At 53.7% G+C, this 18,927-nt stretch carries 22 protein-coding genes and 1 rRNA gene; 10 read left to right on the top strand and 13 right to left on the bottom strand.

The window, feature by feature from the left end; translation table 11 throughout:
* Positions 1-127: 127 nt before the first annotated feature.
* Both NK662_RS15875 and NK662_RS15870 read left to right on the top strand, forming a co-directional pair.
* Positions 128-1,477 carry an MFS transporter gene (locus NK662_RS15875; RefSeq protein WP_254759922.1) on the top strand — a complete coding sequence of 450 codons (1,350 nt, stop codon included), beginning with the start codon at positions 128-130 and terminating at the stop codon, positions 1,475-1,477.
* A gap of 145 nt (positions 1,478-1,622) precedes the next feature.
* Entirely contained in the window at positions 1,623-2,204 is a 582-nt protein-coding gene (locus NK662_RS15870; protein WP_254759921.1) for a hypothetical protein, read from the top strand.
* A 38-nt stretch (positions 2,205-2,242) separates the two neighbouring features.
* Here NK662_RS15870 and NK662_RS15865 read toward each other — a convergent pair whose 3' ends face one another.
* From NK662_RS15865 to NK662_RS15855, 3 genes are all read right to left on the bottom strand, one after another.
* Positions 2,243-2,956 (bottom strand): HAD family hydrolase, encoded by a 714-nt coding sequence (locus NK662_RS15865; RefSeq protein ID WP_254759920.1) that lies wholly within the window; start codon positions 2,954-2,956, stop codon positions 2,243-2,245.
* Between the two features lie 74 nt (positions 2,957-3,030).
* A complete protein-coding gene (locus NK662_RS15860; protein WP_254759919.1) occupies positions 3,031-3,699 on the bottom strand; it encodes an LrgB family protein in 669 nt (222 codons plus the stop codon).
* Positions 3,699-4,061 (bottom strand): CidA/LrgA family holin-like protein, encoded by a 363-nt coding sequence (locus NK662_RS15855; RefSeq protein WP_254759918.1) that lies wholly within the window; start codon positions 4,059-4,061, stop codon positions 3,699-3,701. Before NK662_RS15855 ends, NK662_RS15860 begins: the two co-directional genes overlap by 1 nt.
* 198 nt (positions 4,062-4,259) lie before the next feature.
* Here NK662_RS15855 and NK662_RS15850 point away from each other — a divergent pair, with 198 nt between their 5' ends.
* A complete protein-coding gene (locus NK662_RS15850) occupies positions 4,260-5,456 on the top strand; it encodes a multidrug effflux MFS transporter (protein ID WP_254759917.1) in 1,197 nt (398 codons plus the stop codon).
* Positions 5,457-5,513: 57 nt separating this feature from the next.
* Positions 5,514-6,437: an exonuclease domain-containing protein gene (locus NK662_RS15845; RefSeq protein ID WP_254759916.1), complete on the top strand. Its 924-nt coding sequence runs from the start codon at positions 5,514-5,516 to the stop codon at positions 6,435-6,437.
* A 90-nt stretch (positions 6,438-6,527) separates the two neighbouring features.
* Here NK662_RS15845 and NK662_RS15840 read toward each other — a convergent pair whose 3' ends face one another.
* Genes NK662_RS15840 through NK662_RS15825 form a run of 4 tightly spaced genes read right to left on the bottom strand, consistent with a single transcriptional unit; the run spans position 6,528 to position 10,264 of the window.
* Positions 6,528-7,496, bottom strand: coding sequence for a sugar phosphate isomerase/epimerase family protein (locus NK662_RS15840; RefSeq protein ID WP_254759915.1), 969 nt, complete (start codon positions 7,494-7,496; stop codon positions 6,528-6,530).
* The gene (locus NK662_RS15835) at positions 7,493-8,515 is read right to left on the bottom strand and encodes a Gfo/Idh/MocA family protein (protein WP_254759914.1); all 1,023 of its coding nucleotides are present in this window, start codon (positions 8,513-8,515) and stop codon (positions 7,493-7,495) included. Before NK662_RS15835 ends, NK662_RS15840 begins: the two co-directional genes overlap by 4 nt.
* Positions 8,512-9,546, bottom strand: a complete 1,035-nt coding sequence (locus NK662_RS15830) for a Gfo/Idh/MocA family protein (RefSeq protein WP_254759913.1) — start codon at positions 9,544-9,546, stop codon at positions 8,512-8,514. Before NK662_RS15830 ends, NK662_RS15835 begins: the two co-directional genes overlap by 4 nt.
* 1 nt (position 9,547) lies before the next feature.
* A complete protein-coding gene (locus tag NK662_RS15825; RefSeq protein ID WP_254760068.1) occupies positions 9,548-10,264 on the bottom strand; it encodes a ThuA domain-containing protein in 717 nt (238 codons plus the stop codon).
* A gap of 189 nt (positions 10,265-10,453) precedes the next feature.
* Here NK662_RS15825 and NK662_RS15820 point away from each other — a divergent pair, with 189 nt between their 5' ends.
* Positions 10,454-11,215, top strand: a complete 762-nt coding sequence (locus NK662_RS15820) for a MurR/RpiR family transcriptional regulator (RefSeq protein WP_254759912.1) — start codon at positions 10,454-10,456, stop codon at positions 11,213-11,215.
* Here the strand turns inward: NK662_RS15820 and NK662_RS15815 are convergent.
* The gene (locus NK662_RS15815) at positions 11,212-11,433 is read right to left on the bottom strand and encodes a DUF1450 domain-containing protein (protein WP_254759911.1); all 222 of its coding nucleotides are present in this window, start codon (positions 11,431-11,433) and stop codon (positions 11,212-11,214) included. The two genes, NK662_RS15820 and NK662_RS15815, sit on opposite strands and share 4 nt — an antisense overlap.
* Positions 11,423-12,388 carry a cupin domain-containing protein gene (locus tag NK662_RS15810; protein WP_254759910.1) on the bottom strand — a complete coding sequence of 322 codons (966 nt, stop codon included), beginning with the start codon at positions 12,386-12,388 and terminating at the stop codon, positions 11,423-11,425. The genes NK662_RS15815 and NK662_RS15810 overlap by 11 nt, the downstream gene beginning before the upstream one ends.
* A 125-nt stretch (positions 12,389-12,513) precedes the next feature.
* Between NK662_RS15810 and NK662_RS15805 the strand changes: the two genes are divergently transcribed.
* Entirely contained in the window at positions 12,514-13,380 is an 867-nt protein-coding gene (locus NK662_RS15805; RefSeq protein WP_254759909.1) for a LysR family transcriptional regulator, read from the top strand.
* Here the strand turns inward: NK662_RS15805 and NK662_RS15800 are convergent.
* Positions 13,358-14,260 (bottom strand): AEC family transporter, encoded by a 903-nt coding sequence (locus tag NK662_RS15800; protein WP_254759908.1) that lies wholly within the window; start codon positions 14,258-14,260, stop codon positions 13,358-13,360. The two genes, NK662_RS15805 and NK662_RS15800, sit on opposite strands and share 23 nt — an antisense overlap.
* A gap of 156 nt (positions 14,261-14,416) precedes the next feature.
* Here NK662_RS15800 and NK662_RS15795 point away from each other — a divergent pair, with 156 nt between their 5' ends.
* The 3 genes from NK662_RS15795 to NK662_RS15785 all read left to right on the top strand — a co-directional run bounded on the left by NK662_RS15795 (position 14,417) and on the right by NK662_RS15785 (position 16,925).
* Positions 14,417-15,040 carry a nitroreductase family protein gene (locus NK662_RS15795; RefSeq protein WP_254759907.1) on the top strand — a complete coding sequence of 208 codons (624 nt, stop codon included), beginning with the start codon at positions 14,417-14,419 and terminating at the stop codon, positions 15,038-15,040.
* Positions 15,041-15,153: 113 nt separating this feature from the next.
* Positions 15,154-15,798, top strand: a complete 645-nt coding sequence (locus tag NK662_RS15790; RefSeq protein WP_254759906.1) for a 5-bromo-4-chloroindolyl phosphate hydrolysis family protein — start codon at positions 15,154-15,156, stop codon at positions 15,796-15,798.
* A complete protein-coding gene (locus NK662_RS15785; RefSeq protein ID WP_254759905.1) occupies positions 15,795-16,925 on the top strand; it encodes a toxic anion resistance protein in 1,131 nt (376 codons plus the stop codon). The genes NK662_RS15790 and NK662_RS15785 overlap by 4 nt, the downstream gene beginning before the upstream one ends.
* Before the next feature lie 50 nt (positions 16,926-16,975).
* Here the strand turns inward: NK662_RS15785 and NK662_RS15780 are convergent, their stop codons facing one another.
* Both NK662_RS15780 and NK662_RS15775 read right to left on the bottom strand, forming a co-directional pair.
* Entirely contained in the window at positions 16,976-17,845 is an 870-nt protein-coding gene (locus tag NK662_RS15780; RefSeq protein ID WP_254759904.1) for a polysaccharide deacetylase family protein, read from the bottom strand.
* Positions 17,846-17,965: 120 nt separating this feature from the next.
* Entirely contained in the window at positions 17,966-18,175 is a 210-nt protein-coding gene (locus NK662_RS15775; RefSeq protein ID WP_254759903.1) for a hypothetical protein, read from the bottom strand.
* A gap of 159 nt (positions 18,176-18,334) precedes the next feature.
* Here NK662_RS15775 and NK662_RS15770 point away from each other — a divergent pair, with 159 nt between their 5' ends.
* A complete protein-coding gene (locus NK662_RS15770) occupies positions 18,335-18,556 on the top strand; it encodes a hypothetical protein (protein ID WP_254759902.1) in 222 nt (73 codons plus the stop codon).
* Positions 18,557-18,854: 298 nt separating this feature from the next.
* Here NK662_RS15770 and rrf read toward each other — a convergent pair.
* Positions 18,855-18,927, bottom strand: a 5S ribosomal RNA gene (gene rrf / locus NK662_RS24365); the annotation flags it as partial.

The following is an 18,927-nucleotide window of genomic DNA, read 5'->3' as shown; positions in this document are numbered from 1 at the left end:
TTCACCTCCTGCCTTTACTATATACCTTGACGCAACGGCAAGGTACAGCCCCCGATTCATTTTATTTTTCCTATTGAACATAATAGGATATAATAAATCGTTTGAACGGTATAAAAGGGGGAATTCCATGAAAAGCAGAACATCTGTCATGATCAGCATTGTGCTGGCCATGCTCGTGGCATCCATTGATTCAACTATCATGAATACAACGATGCCCATTATCGCAAAGGAATTGGGACGCTTCGACCTGTACGCCTGGTCGTTTGCCTCCTACATGATTATGAGCACCATTTTGTCGCCGATTGCCGGCCGCCTGTCCGATTTGTTCGGCCGGAAAAAGGTATTCGCCTCCGGCATCCTGCTCTTTTTGGCTGGCTCGCTCCTGTGCGGCATCTCCGCCAATATGGTACAGCTGGTCATCTTCCGGGCCGTGCAGGGCATTGGCGCGGGCTTTATGATGCCATTTCCGGCGATTATCGCAGGCGATTTGTTCCCGATTGAAAAACGCGGTAAAATTCAAGCGCTGTTCACAGCCATGTGGGGCTTATCCGCGGTATTGGCGCCGCTCCTTGGCACCTTTTTCGTAGAGTACATGACCTGGCGCTGGATTTTCTTCGTGAATCTGCCTGTCTGCCTGATCGCATTTATCACACTATTGCCGTACAAGGAGAAATATGAGCCGAAACAGGCAAGCGTGGATTATGTCGGGGCAATTCTTTTTGCTCTCGGGGTAACGGCTCTCTTGCTTGTTACGATTGTGGCAAAGAATCAGGTGCTGTACGGCCTGCTTGGCGCAGCGCTTCTTGTCGCCTTCTACTTCTATGAGAAGAAGCAGGTGTCGCCGATTGTGCCGCTGGGCATGTTCAAAAACAAGACCATTTCCTGGATTAATATCAATACTTTCATCGGCACAGTCGCACTGTTCGGCGCCTCCAGCTTCATTCCGCTCTTCTTGCAAAATGTTGCCGGCATGTCGCTGTTCTTAAGCGGTGTGGCGCTGCTTGGCACGGCCATCGGCTGGATGTGCGTCGCGGTGCCGGCCGGGCGCTGGATCATCCGCTACGGCTACCGCAGCCTGCTGCTGATCGGCAACGCGCTTCTCTTGCTGTCCGGTGTGATGCTCGTGCTGCTGAATCCAGGCCACGGCTTCTGGTACGTCTTCATGACCATGATTGTCCAGGGTCTGGCATTCGGCCTGCTGTCCACCGTCGGACTCATCGGCGTGCAACAGCTCGTCGGCGCGCATGAACGCGGCATTTCCACATCCTTCTTCATGTTCTGCCGCAATATGGGCACGGCAATCGGAGTGACTGTCATGGGAGCGCTGCTCACGGCGGGCGGCAGCTTCATGGCAGGCATCCACCATCTGTTCCTGTTCGGCTTCATTGGCAGCATTTTGGCGCTGGTGACATCATTCTTCATTCAAAACGATACGTCCACGGGGCATACAACTCCGGCGAAGAGCAAAATCAGCTGAACCGCAAAAGGGGCACCCTCCACATCAGAGGATGCCCTTTTTGCGCCTCACTATTTGGCCCAATATTACAAAAAGTACAATATTTCCCTTCTCTTCAGCATATTTACATTATATAATTTCAATGAACTGAAAAAGGAGGGAACTTATGGAATTCAGAGTGATTACAGACGCAATGGGGAGAGTTCTGAAGATAGAACAAGTCGGCGGCAGTACAATTCTTGCAGCTATTTTGGGAATTCTTTTCGCCCCCTTCCTTCTCATGCTCTTTGCCGGCGCCATTATGATTGGGGCGTATTACCATTGGGGCACCATTACCGGGTTATTTCTTGTCTTTACGATTACCCTTTGTATTCTGTCCCACCGCGGCAGCCAAGGAAAATTCGGGAGCAGCGTACTTGCCGCCTTTCTTGCTTTTCCTTATATGATCATCGCGCCTTTATTCTTCCTCGCGCCGTTTGGCTTTCTCGCAGACCAAACCAGCGTGGGCGACTTTCTGCTTGCACAAGGCAGCCAGTCCCGCTTTTGGCCCAGCTATTTGTACTTTGGTTTGTCTCCCGTATTCGCCATTGGCATTTCGTTTCTATTAGTCCGTTTTTTTGGAGAGTGGTCCAACGGCGGGCAGAAGGAGAAAAAACAAAAAACAAAACAAGTGCAAGCACGAAAGAGTGGATTTGCGAGGCTGAAGGAGGCTGAGAAGAAGCTCGAAAACCGAAAAAAGAGCAGATAGAAGCGCTCTTCCGCCACGAGAGGACTGACCCAACTTGGTCAGCCCTCTTTTTCTGCTCCCTTCCATACATCTAAGATATCAGAGAGCAGCCGAATCTCAGCCAATGGCTGATGGTCCGTTTCCGGCTTCCGGGAACGGTGGTTGTACCAAATGGAATGCCATCCTGCCTCCATCGCCGCAGCCACATCGTTTTCCCATGTATCCCCGACATACAGCAGATGTCCGGGGGAATGGCCAACCTGCCGGGCAACCCATTCAAAAATCTGCTGGTCCGGCTTGGCAATGCCGACAGCATCTGAGATAAATATGTGCTCGCTCTGAATAGCAGAATCGAGTCCAAGAGCAGCAATCTTGCCGGCCTGATGCTTCACCGGGCCGTTCGTAATGATGCCGATCAGCAGACCCATTTCCTGAAGCTCAGTTAAAACAGCCGAAGCATCGGAGAATAGCTCAATCCGCTGCTGCTCCCGCTCGTAGCATGCCTGAAATCGCTCCGCCTCCTGCCTGGAGATGACGAAGCCCTGGTGCTCCATCATTCTAATGATCCGTTCCGCCCTGAGGTCGGCGAGCGATACATCCCCTCTGCAGTAGGCCGGCCAAAGCAGATCACTGAAGTGCCGGAACATCTTATAAGCAGTGTCCGACGGAACAGACGCATATGGATGCGGAAAGCTCTGTTCCATCGCGCGGCGGAACGGCCGCTGGCTGTCATGCAGCGTGTCGTCCAAATCAAAGAAAATAGCTTGAATCATGGCTTTCCTCCTGCTTCTTTTCTTTATAACTCCATTGTACGCGCTGGTATGCTATTTTGGAAGTTATATAGGATTTATACGAACAGACGGGCAAACAGCGGCCCCAGCACACAGGTCAGTACGGCTGCCAGTGTCATGGTGACAGACCCAATGACCCCTTCCCGCTCATCCCGATTCATTGCCTGTGTGACTCCCATCATGTGCGAGGAGCAGCCGACACTGATTCCTTTTCCAATAAAGCTCGTCACACCGCTCCATTGCAGCAGCCATGGCCCCGTAAGGACGCCGGTGATGCCGGCAATGATGACAAACACCGCCGTCAAGGACGGAATGCCGCCAATTTCTTCCGACACGCTCATGGCCACCGGCATCGTCACCGATTTTGGCAGCATGGTCAGAATCAAACTCTGATCGGCACCCAAGAAAAACGAGATGACAAGGTCGCTCATAATGGCAACCAGTGTGCCGACGACGGCTCCTCCCAGAATCGGAACGGCATATCTTTTCAAAATGCCGCGCTGCTTATACAGCGGGATGGCCAAGGCAACGATGCCCGGACCAAGCAGCTTCGTCATCCAGCTTCCACCCTGCTCTATATAAGTATGGTATGGAATTTGTAAAAACAGCAAAACCGCCATCAGCATAGCAGCTGCTGTAAGCACCGGCATCGTCAATGGACTCGGAATCCGCTGATACAGGCGTCTTCCTATTTCATATAAAAATACGGTAAGAACAATCCCCATTATTTTCTCTCCCTTCGCTTTGCTAAGTACTGCCCGGTATGCCCTGCAACGATAATGATGAGCAGCGTGCTGATGACAGCTGTGAGGAGCAGGCCCCCGCCCTTCTTTAGCAGGAATGGCCCATATTCCATCAGCCCCGCCATGGACGGAACAAGCAGCAGCGGCATCAGCGTCAACAGCCTCTCGCCGCCCGCCTCAAACCATCGCACCGGCACTATTCCTGTTGCCAGCAAGCCCAGCAGCAGAAGCATGCCGATCAGGCTCCCCGGCACGGACAGCTTCCAGTATTGCTGAAGCCAGGCGCCAAGCAAGTACAGCAGCGACAGCAAACCGATTTGCAGCACGGCCTTTCCTGTCTGCATCTCCAGCCCTCCCAACTATGTGAAGCTTTAAACACAGTATATGAGAAGTTGGGAAGACTGCCCGCTCCTTCGTCATATAATCTGACATACTTTCTTCAATTTCCTGTCAGATTTTCTCCGTAGTCCCAAAATATTTGCATTTCCTGCCCGTTCCCGTTACGGTTTTTATATCGCATAAAAATAGAAGGAGATTGCATTATGGAAGCTACCCTTTCAAAAGGAAAGCGGCTTGGAATTGCCGCCATCCTCGGCAGTCTGGCGGCATTCGCCCCGCTGTCCATCGACATGTATCTGCCGGCGCTCCCGGAGCTGGCAGCCGATTTTCATGCCGCTCCGTCGCTGGCGCAGCTCAGCCTCACCTTTTTCCTGCTGGGCTTGGCCTCCGGACAGCTGCTGTCAGGTCCGCTCAGCGATGTGTACGGCCGGCGCAGGCCGCTTCTGATCGGCCTTGCCGCCTACACGGTCATTTCCCTGCTGTGTGTATTCACTCCATCCATCGGGCTGTTTATTGCCCTGCGCTTTCTCCAGGGGCTGTCCGGTTCAGCCGGCATTGTCATCTCCCGCGCTGTGGTGCGCGATTTGTATGTCGGGCCGGAGCTGACGAAGTTTTTTGCGCTGCTGGCACTCGTGAACGGGGTCGCCCCCATTTTGGCGCCGGTGATCGGCGCGCAGCTGCTGCGATTTGCCCCGTGGCAAGGCGTGTTCGCTGTCCTCGGCGGGATCGGTCTTACGATGTTCTTTGTCGTACTATTCGGTTTGGCAGAAACCTTGCCGGCACAGCGGCGCTCACAAGGCGGGATCGGCAACACGGTCCGTACCTTCGGGCGCATTCTGGGTGACCGCAGCTTTGTTGGCTACGCCCTTTCACAAGGGCTCGTATTTGCGGCCATGTTCTCGTATATCTCGGGCTCACCCTTTGTCGTGCAAACTATATACGGGGCATCGGCACAGACCTTCAGCCTCATTTTTGCGATGAACGGCATCGGCATCATGATTGCCAGCCAGACAACGGGCCGGCTGGCTGGGATAGTAGGTGAGCGGAAGTTCCTCGCAGCGGGCCTTGGCGCCTGCTCCATTGGCGGCTTGCTGCTGCTTTTGGCGGTCTCGCTGCACGCGCCGCTTTGGGTTGTCTTGATCCCGCTGTTCTTTGTGGTTTCGAGCAATGGGATGGTCGGCACCTCCAGCTTCTCGTTGGCGATGCAAACACAAGGGAAATCTGCCGGCAGCGCTTCTGCCCTGCTTGGTGTCATGTCAATGGCGCTCGGCGGCCTCGCTGCACCGCTTGTCGGACTTGGCGGCGGAGCGTCTGCCGTGCCGATGGGGCTCGTCATCGCTTTGCTCGGTGTGGGCGCAGTACTGTCCTACACACTGCTCGTACGAAAAACGGCACAGTAAGAGGCTCTCGCAGCCTCTCTTTTTGCTGTATAATGGAGGAAAAAGGAGGGTGTGCACATGAAGGACTTTGTCGCCTTTGACTTTGAGACGGCCAACCAGCGCCGGCACAGCATCTGCTCGGTCGGCATGGTGTTTGTGGAGAACGGAGAAATTGTGGATACGCTGTATGAGCTCATCCATCCGGAGGAAGCATTCAACCCGCACAACATTGCGGTGCACGGCATCACCCCGGCGGATGTGCAGCATGCGCCGACCTTCGACTCCTTTTACAGGGAGCATCACGGGCGGTTTGCGGGCAAGCTGCTGGTCGCGCACTATCTTCCGTTTGACGGATACGCCCTGCGGGACAATCTGGCCCGCTACGGCATCACGCCGGCCTTCAACCAGCTGCTTTGCACGTACCAGCTGTCCAAGAAGCTGCTGCCGGAGCAGCCAAGCCATACACTGAAGCATCTCACGCAGCATTTTGGCATCCAACTGTCCAACCACCACCATGCGCTTGACGATGCCAGAGCCTGCGCGGAAATCATGCTGCATTTGACCCATGATTTTCAGATTCGCAGCCTGGAGGCTTTATACGAAAAAACACGCATCACCGCCGGCGAAATCGCGCCGGGCACCTACGTCCCTTCCCGCGCCTCTGCGGCCAAATCAAAGCGGAGCATCAGCATTCCCGCTTCCCAAAACGCTGACCCTGCCCGTGCATTGTACGGAAAGCGCATTGTCTTCACCGGCAAGCTCGAGTCGCTGACGCGCACAAAGGCCGCCGAGCTGACAGCGCAGCAGGGCGGCCTTCCGCAGGACTATGTGGACGAGCATACCGACTATGTGGTCATCGGCAACAAGCCAAGTCCGTTCCAGCGGGGCAACAAGTCGTCCAAGATCAAACAGGCTGAGCTTCTGCAGCAGCAGGGCAAGCCAATTCGGATGATAAGCGAGGCACAATTTCAGGATTTAATTGATAAATCCAAAAAACTGTAAGATAAATTCAAGAAAGTGTAAGATAAATCAAAAAAAGTGTAAGATAACCTTGCAAAGCAAAAGACCAAGCGGCTGCTTGGTCTTCCTTCGTTACGCCCACCACATCTGGGAGGGCTGCTCTTCAATCAGCACAGACTTCAAATTCTGCACCGCCCGCTTGAAGCCCTCGTCAATGGACATGATCGGGTCCTCGTGCTCAATGCTTACCACATAGTCGTAGCCATAGATGCGCAGAGCGCTCATCATATCGGACCATTCCTGCAGGCTGTGGCCGCAGCCGACAGAGCGGAATGTCCAGGCGCGGGACTGCACGTTGCCGTACGGCTGCATGTCCGTCAAACCGTACATGTTCACATTGTCCGGATCAATATACGTATCCTTTGCATGGAAGTGGTGGATGGCCCCTTCCTTCGCCAAAATCTTGATGGCCGCCACCGGATTGATGCCCTGCCACCACAGATGGCTCGGGTCCAGGTTGGCCCCGATGGCGTCACATGTTTCCTCACGCAGCTTCAAGAGTGTGTAAGGCGTGTGCACCAGGAAGCCGCCGTGCAGCTCGAGGCCGATTTTCACGCCATGGTCCTTCGCATATTGGCCGACTTCCTTCCAATATGGAATCAGCTTTTCCTCCCACTGCCACTTCAGCACATGGTTGTATTCGTCCGGCCAAGCCGTCACCGGCCAGTTCGGATACTTCGCGCCTTCATGGTCGCCCGCTGTACCCGAGAAGCAGTTCACCACCGGCACCTCCAGCAGGGATGCCAGCTTGATGGTTTTCAGCAGCGTATCATGGGAACGCTCTGCAAATTCCTTGTCCGGCGACAGCGGGTTGCCGTGGCAGCTGAACGCGCTGATGATGAGGTCACGCTCGCGCACCTTCGCGATGTAATCGGCGCGTGCCGCTTCATCCTCGAGCAGCAAATTCAGATCGCAATGGGCATCGCCCGGATAGCAGCCCGTGCCGATTTCCACCGCATGCAGGCCGGATGCCTTCACATGGTCCAGCATCTCTTCGAACTTCATTCCGGAAAATAAGACGGTAAATACACCTAGCTTCATCGCTCTGTTCCCCCCGCGCTTTGATAAATCTCATCTATAATCTGGGACACCTGCATCGCTTCCTCCGGTTTGACAACCAGCTCGGCTCCGTGCACACATGCCTCCAAAAAGTTCTGCAGCTGCGGCAGGCCAGGGTCCTCTTCCCCCTGAATCCAGGCCGCCTGGCTGTTTAAGAGCATTTGCCCTTTCGTTGTATACATTTCAAACGGGAACACGCTCAAACCGCCTTTTGTTCCGGAAATGCTGAGATGCTCTTCATCGTCCAGAATGTTGGCAGACCAGGATGTTTCAAATAAGAGAGAAGCTCCGTTCTCAAATTTGATGTAAGACGTTACATGATCATCCACGCCAAATGTCTCATGGTTGAAGCTGCCCCACTGGTTCAGCTGCCCCGGCGTCCGGCTTAACGCATTGTAGGTACTCCCCATCACTGCTGTATGCTTGGGGTTGCCCATCAGCCACAGCGCAAGGTCCAGCAGATGGCAGCCGTAGTCGATGAGGCTGCCGCCGCCTTGCAGCTCCTTGTTTGTGAACACGCCCCAGCCGGGAACCTTGCGGCGGCGCAGCGCCTTCACCCGCACCACAAGCGGTGTGCCGACTTCGTCCATCACGCTTTTGGCAGCCTGGGACACAGGCATATGCCGGTAGTGATATGCAATCGCCAGCTGCTTGCCGGATGTGCGGGACGCCTCCACCATGCGGGCGCATTCCGCAGCGCTCATCGCCATCGGCTTTTCGCACAGCACATGCACCCCCGCCTCCAGCGCTTCCACTGTAATCTCGGCATGAAACTTGTTCGGTGTACAGATGATGACCGCATCAACCTCATCGAACATGCCCTTGTAATGCTGGAAGACATGCGGCACCTTGTACTTTGCCGCCACTTCCTGCGCACGCTCCACATTCGTATCGCTGACTGCATGCAGCTCGGCCAATTCGGGAAACTGCAAGAGAGCCGGGATATGGCGCTGCTGCGCGATCCCCCCGACGCCGATGATGCCTACTCTCAGCTTTGTCATGCTCCTTCCCCCGTTGCAGCAATGCGCTTTGTCTCATGGGATTCCAAGGCCGCCAGGATGACCTGCAGCGACTTCATGCCTTCCTCGCCGTCAATGAGCGGCTGCTTGTCGTTCACAACGCAGTCCACAAAATGCTCAATGACATGAGAGGTGTTCTGGCCGCCGGCCTCATTGGATTGAATTTTGCCAAGCTCATATTTCACAACCTGGCCGTTCGCATACTGGGCAATCAGGGAGTAAGTCGGGTTGTCCTCCAGGCGCAAAATCGCTTTTTCGCCGTAAATAATCGTGGAATTGTCTTCGCCGGCTGTGTACGCCCAGCTTGCCGCGAGCGTACCGATGATGCCGCCTTCTGTTTTTAAAATACAAACCGCATTATCATCCACATCCGCGAAGCTTTTCGCACTCGTCTCCACAAAGGCGCCAACCTCCGTAATTTCCTGTCCCAGTACATAGCGAAGCAGATCTGTCTTATGTACACCAAGATCGCCCATCGCGCCGATAAAGGCTTTTTCCTTCTGGAAGAACCAGCTTTCCTTGCCGTCCGCGCTCCAGTTTTCCGGCCCCGGATGGCCGAATGCCGTACGGAAGCTGTACACCTTGCCGATTTCACCGCTGGCAATGAGGTCGCGTGCCTTTTGGTGGGAAGGCACGAAGCGCTGGTTATGCGCGATCATCAGCTTCTTGCCGCTTTCCTTTGCCGCCGCAATCATGGCTTCCGCTTCCGCGCGGGATGTCGCCATCGGCTTTTCACACAGCACATGCACCCCTGCCTGCAGAGCCGCAATGCTGATTGGGGCATGCAGGTAGTTTGGCGTACATACGCTCACCGCGTCGACGATGCCTTCTGCCAAAAGCGTTTCGTAGCTCGTATATGCCTTGGCACCGTACTTTTCTGCTGTTGCCTCTGCACGCGTTTGCACGATGTCGCATACCGCAACGATTTCCACGCCGGAATGCCCCGCATATTCCGGCAAATGACGATGCTGGGCGATGCTGCCGCAGCCGATTACCCCAATTTTCAATGTCATCTTAGTTCCCCCCATTTTCTAATGCCTTGGCATTGCCATACACCGGACGCTTGCGATCCACCGGCTGCGCCCACTTGACGGCATTTGCAATCACGCGCTGAATCTCTTTATTATGATACGTCGGGTATGTTTCATGGCCCGGACGGAAATAGAAGATCCGGCCGTTGCCGCGCTGATACGTGCAGCCGCTGCGGAATACCTCGCCGCCGGTGAACCAGCTGACAAACACGAGCTGGTCTGGAGCGGGAATATCGAAATGCTCGCCGTACATCTCTTCGCGCTGGAGCTCAATATATTCCCCGATGCCGTCCACAATCGGATGGCTGGGATCCACAACCCACAGCCGCTCCTTATCGTCAGCTTCGCGCCACTTCAAATCACAGGACGTTCCCATCAGCGTTTTGAAAATCTTTGAAAAATGGCCGGAGTGGAGGACAATGAGACCCATGCCGTCGAGCACACGCTGCTTGACCTTCTCCACCACTTCATCGCTCACTTCGCCATGCGCCAGATGTCCCCACCACACAAGTACATCTGTGCTCTGCAGCACCTCGTCTGTCAGGCCGTGCTCCGGCTCGTCCAGCGTGGCGGTGCGCACTTCAAACTCGTCTTGCAAAAATGCGGCAATGGCGCCATGAATGCCCTCCGGGTAGATGTCCCGGACAACGGGATTTTTTTGTTCATGCCGGTTTTCGTTCCATACAGTCACTCTTACCATCATGATTCGCTCCTTTATGTAGTTGGAATGGATTCCAAATGATTGCGCTTTCACTTCTTTTTAACATGAAGCAATCCCTGCGGCAAGCCCAATCCGGCAATCTGGTTAAAATCACATGCTTTGTGACTCTTCCCAAAATGCGGGAATTTTCCCGCCGTCCGTGATACAATGGCACGGGGGGATTGTTGTATGCGACTGGAAGAGATCATCAACAAATACTATAACCAATTACATGAAAACGATTTCCATATTTTAAAATATATCCTGAACCACCGGGATACGTGCTATGAGCTGGGGATCAACAGCCTGGCGGACAAGTGCAATGTCTCCCGTTCCTCTGTGCTGCGGTTGGCGCAAAAGCTCGGCTTCAGCGGCTACAGCGAGTTCCGCGTCTTTCTGAAATGGCAGGAGCAGGAGGAAACTGCAGCGGGAAAAAGCGGCGTGGACAGCCTGCAGGCAGACATCCAGGAAACGCTGAAATATGCGCACTCCCATGATTTTTCAGAGCTGTGCGCCCTCATCCGGCGGCAGGAGCGCATCTTTGTCTATGGAACGGGCACGGTGCAGCTGAATTGCGCGGATGAGCTGCAGCGGATGTTTTTGGCGGTGGACAAGCATCTCCACGTCATCCGGGCGCAGCGTGAATTTGAGCTTGTGCTTTCGCAAGTGACAGAGCGGGACCTTGTCATCATCATCTCCTTTTCGGGAGACACACCTTCCCTGTTCCCGTCCGTGCAAACGCTTGTTACCAAAGGCGTCCCGTTCATCTCGCTGACGAATCTGAAAAACAACCGGCTGGCGCGCATGACACCTTATAATCTGTATGCCAGCAGCTCGGAAGTTGCATTGGCGGGCGGCATCAGAACTGCCTCCTTCGCTTCTTTTTTTATCATTGGCGAAATGCTGTTCCGGCAGTATGCCGATGATCAAAAAAATGGCTCCCTGCATTAGGGAGCCATGATTTTTTCAATTAATTCGGCGGTGTCCTCCGCCTCAATCGTGCGCAGCTGCATCCGGCAAAACGGGCGCTTCCGGCACTCCAAGCAGCGGCGGAAGCAATCCATGACCCGGACTTCAATCTGCCCGCCATACTCGCGCTGCAGCAAATCCACAGCCTCCTGCCCCGGTTTGTTGTTGTGGCAGAACTGGACGACTCGCTTACTCTTCATCGTAATGCGTGAATTGAATGTCAAGCGTACGCAGGTATGTCTGCAGACCGGCATCCTGAATCGGGATGATGAAGGCAGGCTCGCCGGACTCGTTATGGTGAGAATGCCACAGTCCCGGCGGTGTGATGAACGCCTTGCCAGGCTCCCAGTCTACGCGGATTGGATCGATGATTTCCTTTGTCACTGGATCCACCTTGTCGCCAACGAGTGTGTAGGTGCCGGGCTTTGCGTCTACAACGAAGTCCAAAGCAACAGACTTGTGGCTGTGCGGCGCTTGGTTGGAGCCGGACGGCACGATGCCGAACATGGCCCACAAGACGTGAGTAATTGTCAGTGTCTGGTCAAATTTCTCGTTGTTCAGCAGGATGGAAATACGGTTCTTCAGGTGCGCATCCGGTGCGTTTGCCACCTCATCCAGCTTCGCTTTTGCTTCTTCAGCTGTGAACAGCGTCGGCGTGAAGCGGGCTTCTGTCGCAGTTGCGCCAAGATAGTTCAGCAGCGGTGTATCTGTAATATAGTAAATGGTTGTAGTCTCAGATGCAGTGTGGCGGCTTACGGAACCGGATGGAAGCGTCAAGAAATCGCCCTGCTTCCAGCTGATTGTGCTGCCGTTCACTTCTGTTTGGCCTGCGCCGGAAATGATGTAGTACAGTTCGCTTGTCGCATTCGGCGCTGTCTCTACTGCTTCACCGGCATTGATGCGGATGAAGTGGGCCAAAAGAGACGGGCTTGTGGCCGGATAGCTTGTGCGCAAGTCCTTGGAAACGTCGATCGTCACAATTCTCGTTTCCCCCTGGCTGTACAGATCTGCACCGAATTGTGCAACTGGAATCGGGCTTGTTGCGCCGGAGCCGATCGGGTCAGCTGCTGTTGTGTACTCCAAAAAGCGCGCATCTCCTGTCCAGTTCTCACTTACTGTGCCAACCGCAAATTGGCCTGCTTCTACCTTTGTCATCGTGTAATCCCCCTTTATTTCTCCCTTTCCCTTCTATCATAGCTTGACAAAATATCATGCGTCCAATATATAATTCAAATCACAATGATATTCAAAACATATAACTATGGAAAGAGTGGTTATGAATGGAGCTTCGCCAGTTACATTGCTTTTTGGCCGTCGCCGAGGAATTGAACTTCAGCCGCGCTGCCGAAAAATTGAATATGACCCAGCCGCCTCTCAGCATGCATATCCAGAACCTGGAGAGAGAGCTCGGCTTTCCCCTCTTCTACCGCAACAACCGCCATGTGGAGCTGACCGCTGCGGGCCGGCAATACTATGAAGAAGTACAAGAAATTTTGGATCGGCTGAACCGGGCAGGCGAGCACGCCAAGCAAGCGCATCTTGGCGAAATCGGCACGCTCACCATCGGCTTTGTCGGCTCCGCCACCTACGATATTTTGCCGGCGATGCTGCGTGACTTCCGGCAGCTGTATCCGGCTGTCCACGTTAAGCTGCATGAGATGGCGACACCCCTGCAAATGGAGGCCCTGCAGCACAAACGGATTGACATCGGCGTGGTGCGCCCGCCCGTGAACGACAGCACCTTGCAGATGAAGCTCATCTCTTCTTCCCCCTGCCTGCTGGCGGTGCCAAAAGGGCACCCGCTGACTGACAGCCGCACACTGACAGCATCCGAGCTGTCCTCTTATCCGTTTGTTATGCTGTCCCGGCAAACCTGGGCCGGCCTGTATGACGAAATTTTGGCCCGCTGCCGGCCTTCCATCTGCCAGGAAGCGCTGGAGTTTCAGACCGTTCTCGGCTTGGTGGCGGCCGGACTTGGCATCGCGGTTGTGCCGCAGGCAGCCATGAACCTTCATACACAGGATGTGGCCTACCTCGAGGTAGAGGGTCTGCCCGCCGCCGCCATGGGGCTTGCTTGGCGGAAGGACAGCCATTCTCCTCTTATTGATGCTTTTATCAGGCTGGCTACAAAACAAAATGGAAAATGATCGGCAGTGTTGCCAGGCTGAGCGAGGTGCTGACCAGGGTGGCGCTGGAGACAAACTCCGGCTCCGTATCAAACTGCAGCGCATACATGGTCGTATTGGCGGCAGTCGGCATGGCGGCCACAATGACCATGATTTGCTTGACCATTCCCCCGATTGGGAACACAAGTGTCAGCAAATAGGCGATGGCCGGTGAAATAGCCAGCTTGATGAGCAGCGACAGTGAAATTTTATCTTTGGCGAGGCTGCGGATTGAAATTTTCGCAAGCTGCATGCCCAATACGAGCATAATGGTTGGAATGGCGGCATTTGCCACCAAATCGACTGCCGCCAGCACCGACTTTCCAAGCGGCACATGAATGAGCTGCAGCAGGGCGCCGGCCATGGCCCCATATATCATCGGCATGCGCTGTACCGCCCGCAGCGCCGACCGTACACCGTCCCCGTTCGGACTGCCCTTCGCTGCATAATACACCCCGACCGTACACATCACAAGCGACTGAATCACCATCAGAATAATGCCGTAGTCCAAGCCTGTGGCGCCGAATAACAGCAGAATAACCGGTGTGCCGTAGTTGCCGTTGTTCATGAATACAGAGGCCAAAATCATGCCGCACGTTTCCGGGCGCGAATAGCCGCGCAGAAAGGAAACAAGATATACGATCCCGATCAGCACAAAGCACAGCACCACCATATAGAGAGCCATGTACAGATACTCTGTCGTGAACACGGTCTTATAGAAGGTCCGGAACACAAGCACCGGTGACATTAAATACATGGCCATTGCTGAAATGGTTTTCGTGTCAAAGCCGATTTTCCGCTCGCCGATATAGCCGAGCACAAAGATTCCGAAAATCGGCAGCAGCACCGTCAAGAATTCCATCCTCTCACCTTCGTTTCTTTGAATTACATGAAAATTAGTACTATTTTAGCACATCTTCACCCCTTTGCCCCCTATTTTCTTCCACAGTAAGGATACATCCGGCGGACATACTAATCCTGTATGCCGGGAGCATACAAGAAAAGGGGGGCTTTCAGCTTGCATACGCAGACCTTGCAGAAACCGTTGACAGTGAAGGAAGCCATTGAATCACGCCACAGCATCCGCCAATATGTACAGGAGCCGATGCCGAAGGAGGACCTGGAGGAAATCCTGCGCCTGACAAGCCTGGCGCCGAGCGCCTGGAACCTGCAGACATGGCGGATTCATGCAGTGACTGACCCGGGCTTGAAGGAACAGCTGCAGGAGGCCGCCTACGGCCAGAAGCAGGTGACGCTGGCACCTGTTGTCATCGTGCTGGCGAGTGATATGGAGGACGTCCTGCAAAATCTGGAGGAAACACTCCATCCCGGCCTTTCGCCGGAACGCAAGCAATCGGAAGCGGCGAATCTGTCTGCCATTTTTGGCGGCATGAGCGTGGAGGAACGCGGACAATGGGGACTGACACAGGCCAACATCGCGCTCGGCTTCATGATGCTGGCCGCGCGCGGCCTTGGCTATGGCAGCGTGCCGATGCTTGGCTTTGACCAGCAGAAGGTGAGAGAGCTGCTCGGCCTGCCGGAGCACGCGAAGTTTGCTGCCATGCTGCCGATTGGCCGTGCTGACCAAGAGGGCTATCCGCATCACCGCCACTCCCTTGACCGAATTGTAACGTATCATTGATACAGCGGAGCTGCCTGCAGGCGGCTCCCTTTTCAATTGGCAAGTTTTATACATATAAATTTATATAAAATAATACTAAAGAAATGTTACAATAGAGGGAGATTTGGAAAGGGGTGAGTTGTCTGCTCCTATTTGTTTGGAGATACATTGGTTTGGCTGTCTCCCTTGGAATCGGGTCGGCCGCGTATTTCATCGCCGGGTCGGCACGGGGACTGCCCGATTCATGGTCCCTTGCCTTGGCGGCCGGCACAGCCCTGCTGTTGGGCCTCCCTGCCTGGCTCTTGACGCGAAAACAGAAGGCCCCTCAGTGGGCCTATGTATACGAAGCAATCCGGGAGGCGGAGCGAAAGCTGAAGCGCATTTCGCGTTACCGCTTCTCGCCGCGCATGTGGCGGCTGCGGCCTTCTATTTCCCGCATCCTGCTTGCGGCGCGGCACATTCTGCGGGTGGTCGCGGAAGAGCCCGGTCGGTTCCAACGGGCGGGTCAATTTTTCAATGTCTATGTAGATTCGGTCGGCAGCATTTTGGAGAAATATTATTTACTCATTTCTCAACCGGCAAAAGATAAAGAAACACGGATTGCCCTGCGCAAAACAGAACGCATGCTGCAGGATTTGGCGCCAGCCCTTGAGCAGGAGCTGTCACGCATTCTGGCAGAGGATGTGCGGCATTTGCAGGTGGAGCTCGACGTGCTGCAGCAGAATTTGCTGCCCGCCCCTCCGCCTGAGCACACTGAAGGAAAGGAGATCACGAAATGAAGGAACAAAACAGCTATTCCACACTGGATGCTTTGCTGGAGAATCCGTTCCAGCCGCAGGCGTCCGCCCCGTCCCAGGTAGAGATATTGGAGCTGCTGCCGGCGGAGCACCGCCAACGGGCCATCGCCTTGGCTGACCAAATCAATCCGGCAGACCCGCAGGCCGTGCTGCAATTTGGTGTGGCCGCGCAAGCCGAGCTGTCCAAGTTCACCAGCGATATGCTTGAACAGGTGCGCACAAAGGACGCATCAGGCGTAACAGGTGTGATTGCAGAGCTGCTGGAGAAGATTACAGAGGTGAATGTCGATGAGCTGCAGGCAAAGCCGGGACTGCTTTCCCGCCTGTTCGGCTCCGCTGCCAAATCCACGCAAAAGCTCATCAGCCGCTATCAGAAGGTGGGCGCAGATGTGGATAAAATTGCGGTGAAGCTGGAAAAGGCGCGGCATATGCTGCTGTATGATGTGTCGATGCTGGATACTGTCTATGAGAAGAACAAGGAGTATCATACGGCTCTTGGCATCTATGCCGCCGCCGGCAAGTACAAGCTGGCGGAGCTGCAAAACGAGCTGATTCCAGAGCTGCAGCGCAAGGCTTCCCTGTCCCAGGATCCACTGCTGACAGAGGAGCTGAACGACATCATCCGTTTTGCCAACCGCCTGGAAAAGCGCGTGCATGATTTGCTGCTCAGCCGTACGATCTCCCTGCAAACTGCGCCGCAGATCCGGCTCATTCAGGAAAACCATCAGGTGCTTGTGGAAAAGATTCAATCCTCCATCCTGACAGCTGTCCCGCTTTGGAAGAATCAGCTCATTATCTCGCTCACCCTGTCCCGCCAGCAGCGTTCTATGGAGCTGCAGAAGAAGGTGACACAGACGACAAATGATATCCTGATCCGCAATGCCGAGCTGCTGAAGACAAACAGCGTCGCCATTGCCCAGGAAAACGAGCGGGGCCTGGTCGATTTGGAAACACTCCAGCAAACGCAAGGCAGCCTTGTTTCCACACTCGAGGAAGTGCTGCAGATTCAGCAGGAGGGCCGCATCAAGCGCCAAATCGCAGAGCAGGAATTACTGAAAATGGAACAGGAGCTGAAGGAGAAGGTTGTGTCTCTCCGCAGTCCTGTATAAGGAAAGGCCCGGCCGATTTTTGGCCGGGCTTTTTACATAGCCTAAACAGTTTATTTCGCCGCCGCCCATTCTGCGACTGCATCCCACGTGTCATAGGTAACCATGACGCGCTTAATAAAGAACGTCCGGTCCTTCGGCTCCCGGTGCACAACGCCCGGACGAAGGGAGAACAGCATCTGGAAGCCCGCTGACATCAGCGCTTCGTCCGTATCCGGCGTGCCGAATCCGTATGGATACGCAAACAATGTCGGCTTCACGCCAAGGTTTCTCCGGTAAGTCAGAATCGATTGCTGGATATCAGTCTGGAAGGCTGAAAGATTGGCCGGATTGAGAAATGGCGGCTCTCCTGTCTGCGGGTCAAAGTAATGCATGTTATTTGTATGAGCGCCCACCGATACAAGGCCGGAGCCCTTCATTTCCCGGATTTCTTTCCAATCTGCCAAATCCAGCCCCTGATAATTCGGGTTGCCGGCCTGTCCTGTCACCACAAAGACCGTAAAAGGAATACGCTCTTTTCTCGCAAATGGATAAACGTTGTTATATACAGAGACATCAACATCATCAAAGGTCAAGAGAACACACTTCCCGGCCGGCAGCGCTTTTCCGGCTGTCATATAGCCCTGGAGCTGATCCGGTGTGATGAAACGAACGCCCTGCTTCCTCAAAACGGCTATATGGTCCTTAAAGTCCTTCAAGAAAATATTGTACGTTGTTAATTGCGGATCTCCCGCCAGCGCCTTCACTCTTCTCCTATCCTGTGCTTGATCAAGCACAAGGTGGTAGTTTAGTACAACTACACCATTGCCTGTTATATTCAGGTCAGCTGCTGTAGGTCCTTGTCCATATGTACGCCCAGTTGCAAACAGGCATAGCATCACAAGAACAAAGGAAACGATTCCTGCTCTTAGCTGCTTTTTCATGTTTTTCCCCCATTATGAAACACCCTGGTACGCCCACTGCGCATCAGTGAATTATTTTAAAAAAGAATCATTGCATCGCTTTGTGCTTTTTAAAGAACGTTATGGTTCGGAGCACCATTTTTAATAGTACATCCGCTTTTCCTGGCAATACAGACGGACCACATGCCGGCCATTTTCCAAAATGTCATGTGTAATATGCTGAATGATAAAGCTTCTCTTTAATCCATACTGTCGGATAAACAGGTTTTCTCTCTCCTTGAATCGCCATTCCGATTCAAATGCTCCGATTGTCTCTCTGTCATTTCCCACTACATACACCTCATAATACATTTCATTTCCCCCTTGCTATGTATATAAGACTGAAACGCTTCCATTATAATATAAAATATTTTATATATTCTACATGAAAATTATCCCAGTTCATAGATGAAGCTGATTTGCGGAAGACTGAGCATATGTGTAAAACTGCCCAGCAAGGAGCTGAAACAAATGCGAAACCTACGATATTTGCTGAATAATAAGCGGGATGCCAATCAGCTGGCTGAAGACTTGCAGGTTCAATTAGAAGTGAACCGCTTTGAGAATGTAACTGTTGTCCCCATTCCAGAACGCAAGGAACTGATCATTCAGGTACCAGAAGCGGATGGCGCTTTGGAGGATACGGTAGAGGCATTCATGAGCGATTACAAGGATGGTTTGATTCTAGAGTAACAAAAAAACCCCTCTCCCCCTATAAAAGTTTTAAATTGCCTGGAGATGCCCTGTTCCCGCAGGGAAAATGATGCTTTTTATAGCCGGGAGGGATGAATTGCAGAAACTGGACAGGCTCCCGGCAGGAATTGTTTCATTTTTTAAAGTGATTGTTTCATTTTTTGACCTTTTTGTTCCACTGCCGGGAATGTGGTTTTTGTGATTGTTCCATCTCCCCCTGTTTTGTTCCACCACACAGCGTATGGTTCCACATCACCATACGAAAAAAGACCAGCCTTTGCGGCTGGTCCTCTTTGTTGCCTAGCGACGTCCTACTCTCACAGGGGGAAACCCCCAACTACCATCGGCGCTGAAGAGCTTAACTTCCGTGT

Origin of the sequence: Ectobacillus ponti, assembly GCF_024294785.1 — a bacterium.
In the GTDB taxonomy this organism is placed as follows: domain Bacteria; phylum Bacillota; class Bacilli; order Bacillales; family Bacillaceae_G; genus Ectobacillus; species Ectobacillus ponti.
This window is presented reverse-complemented; position numbering and strand designations above follow the sequence as displayed.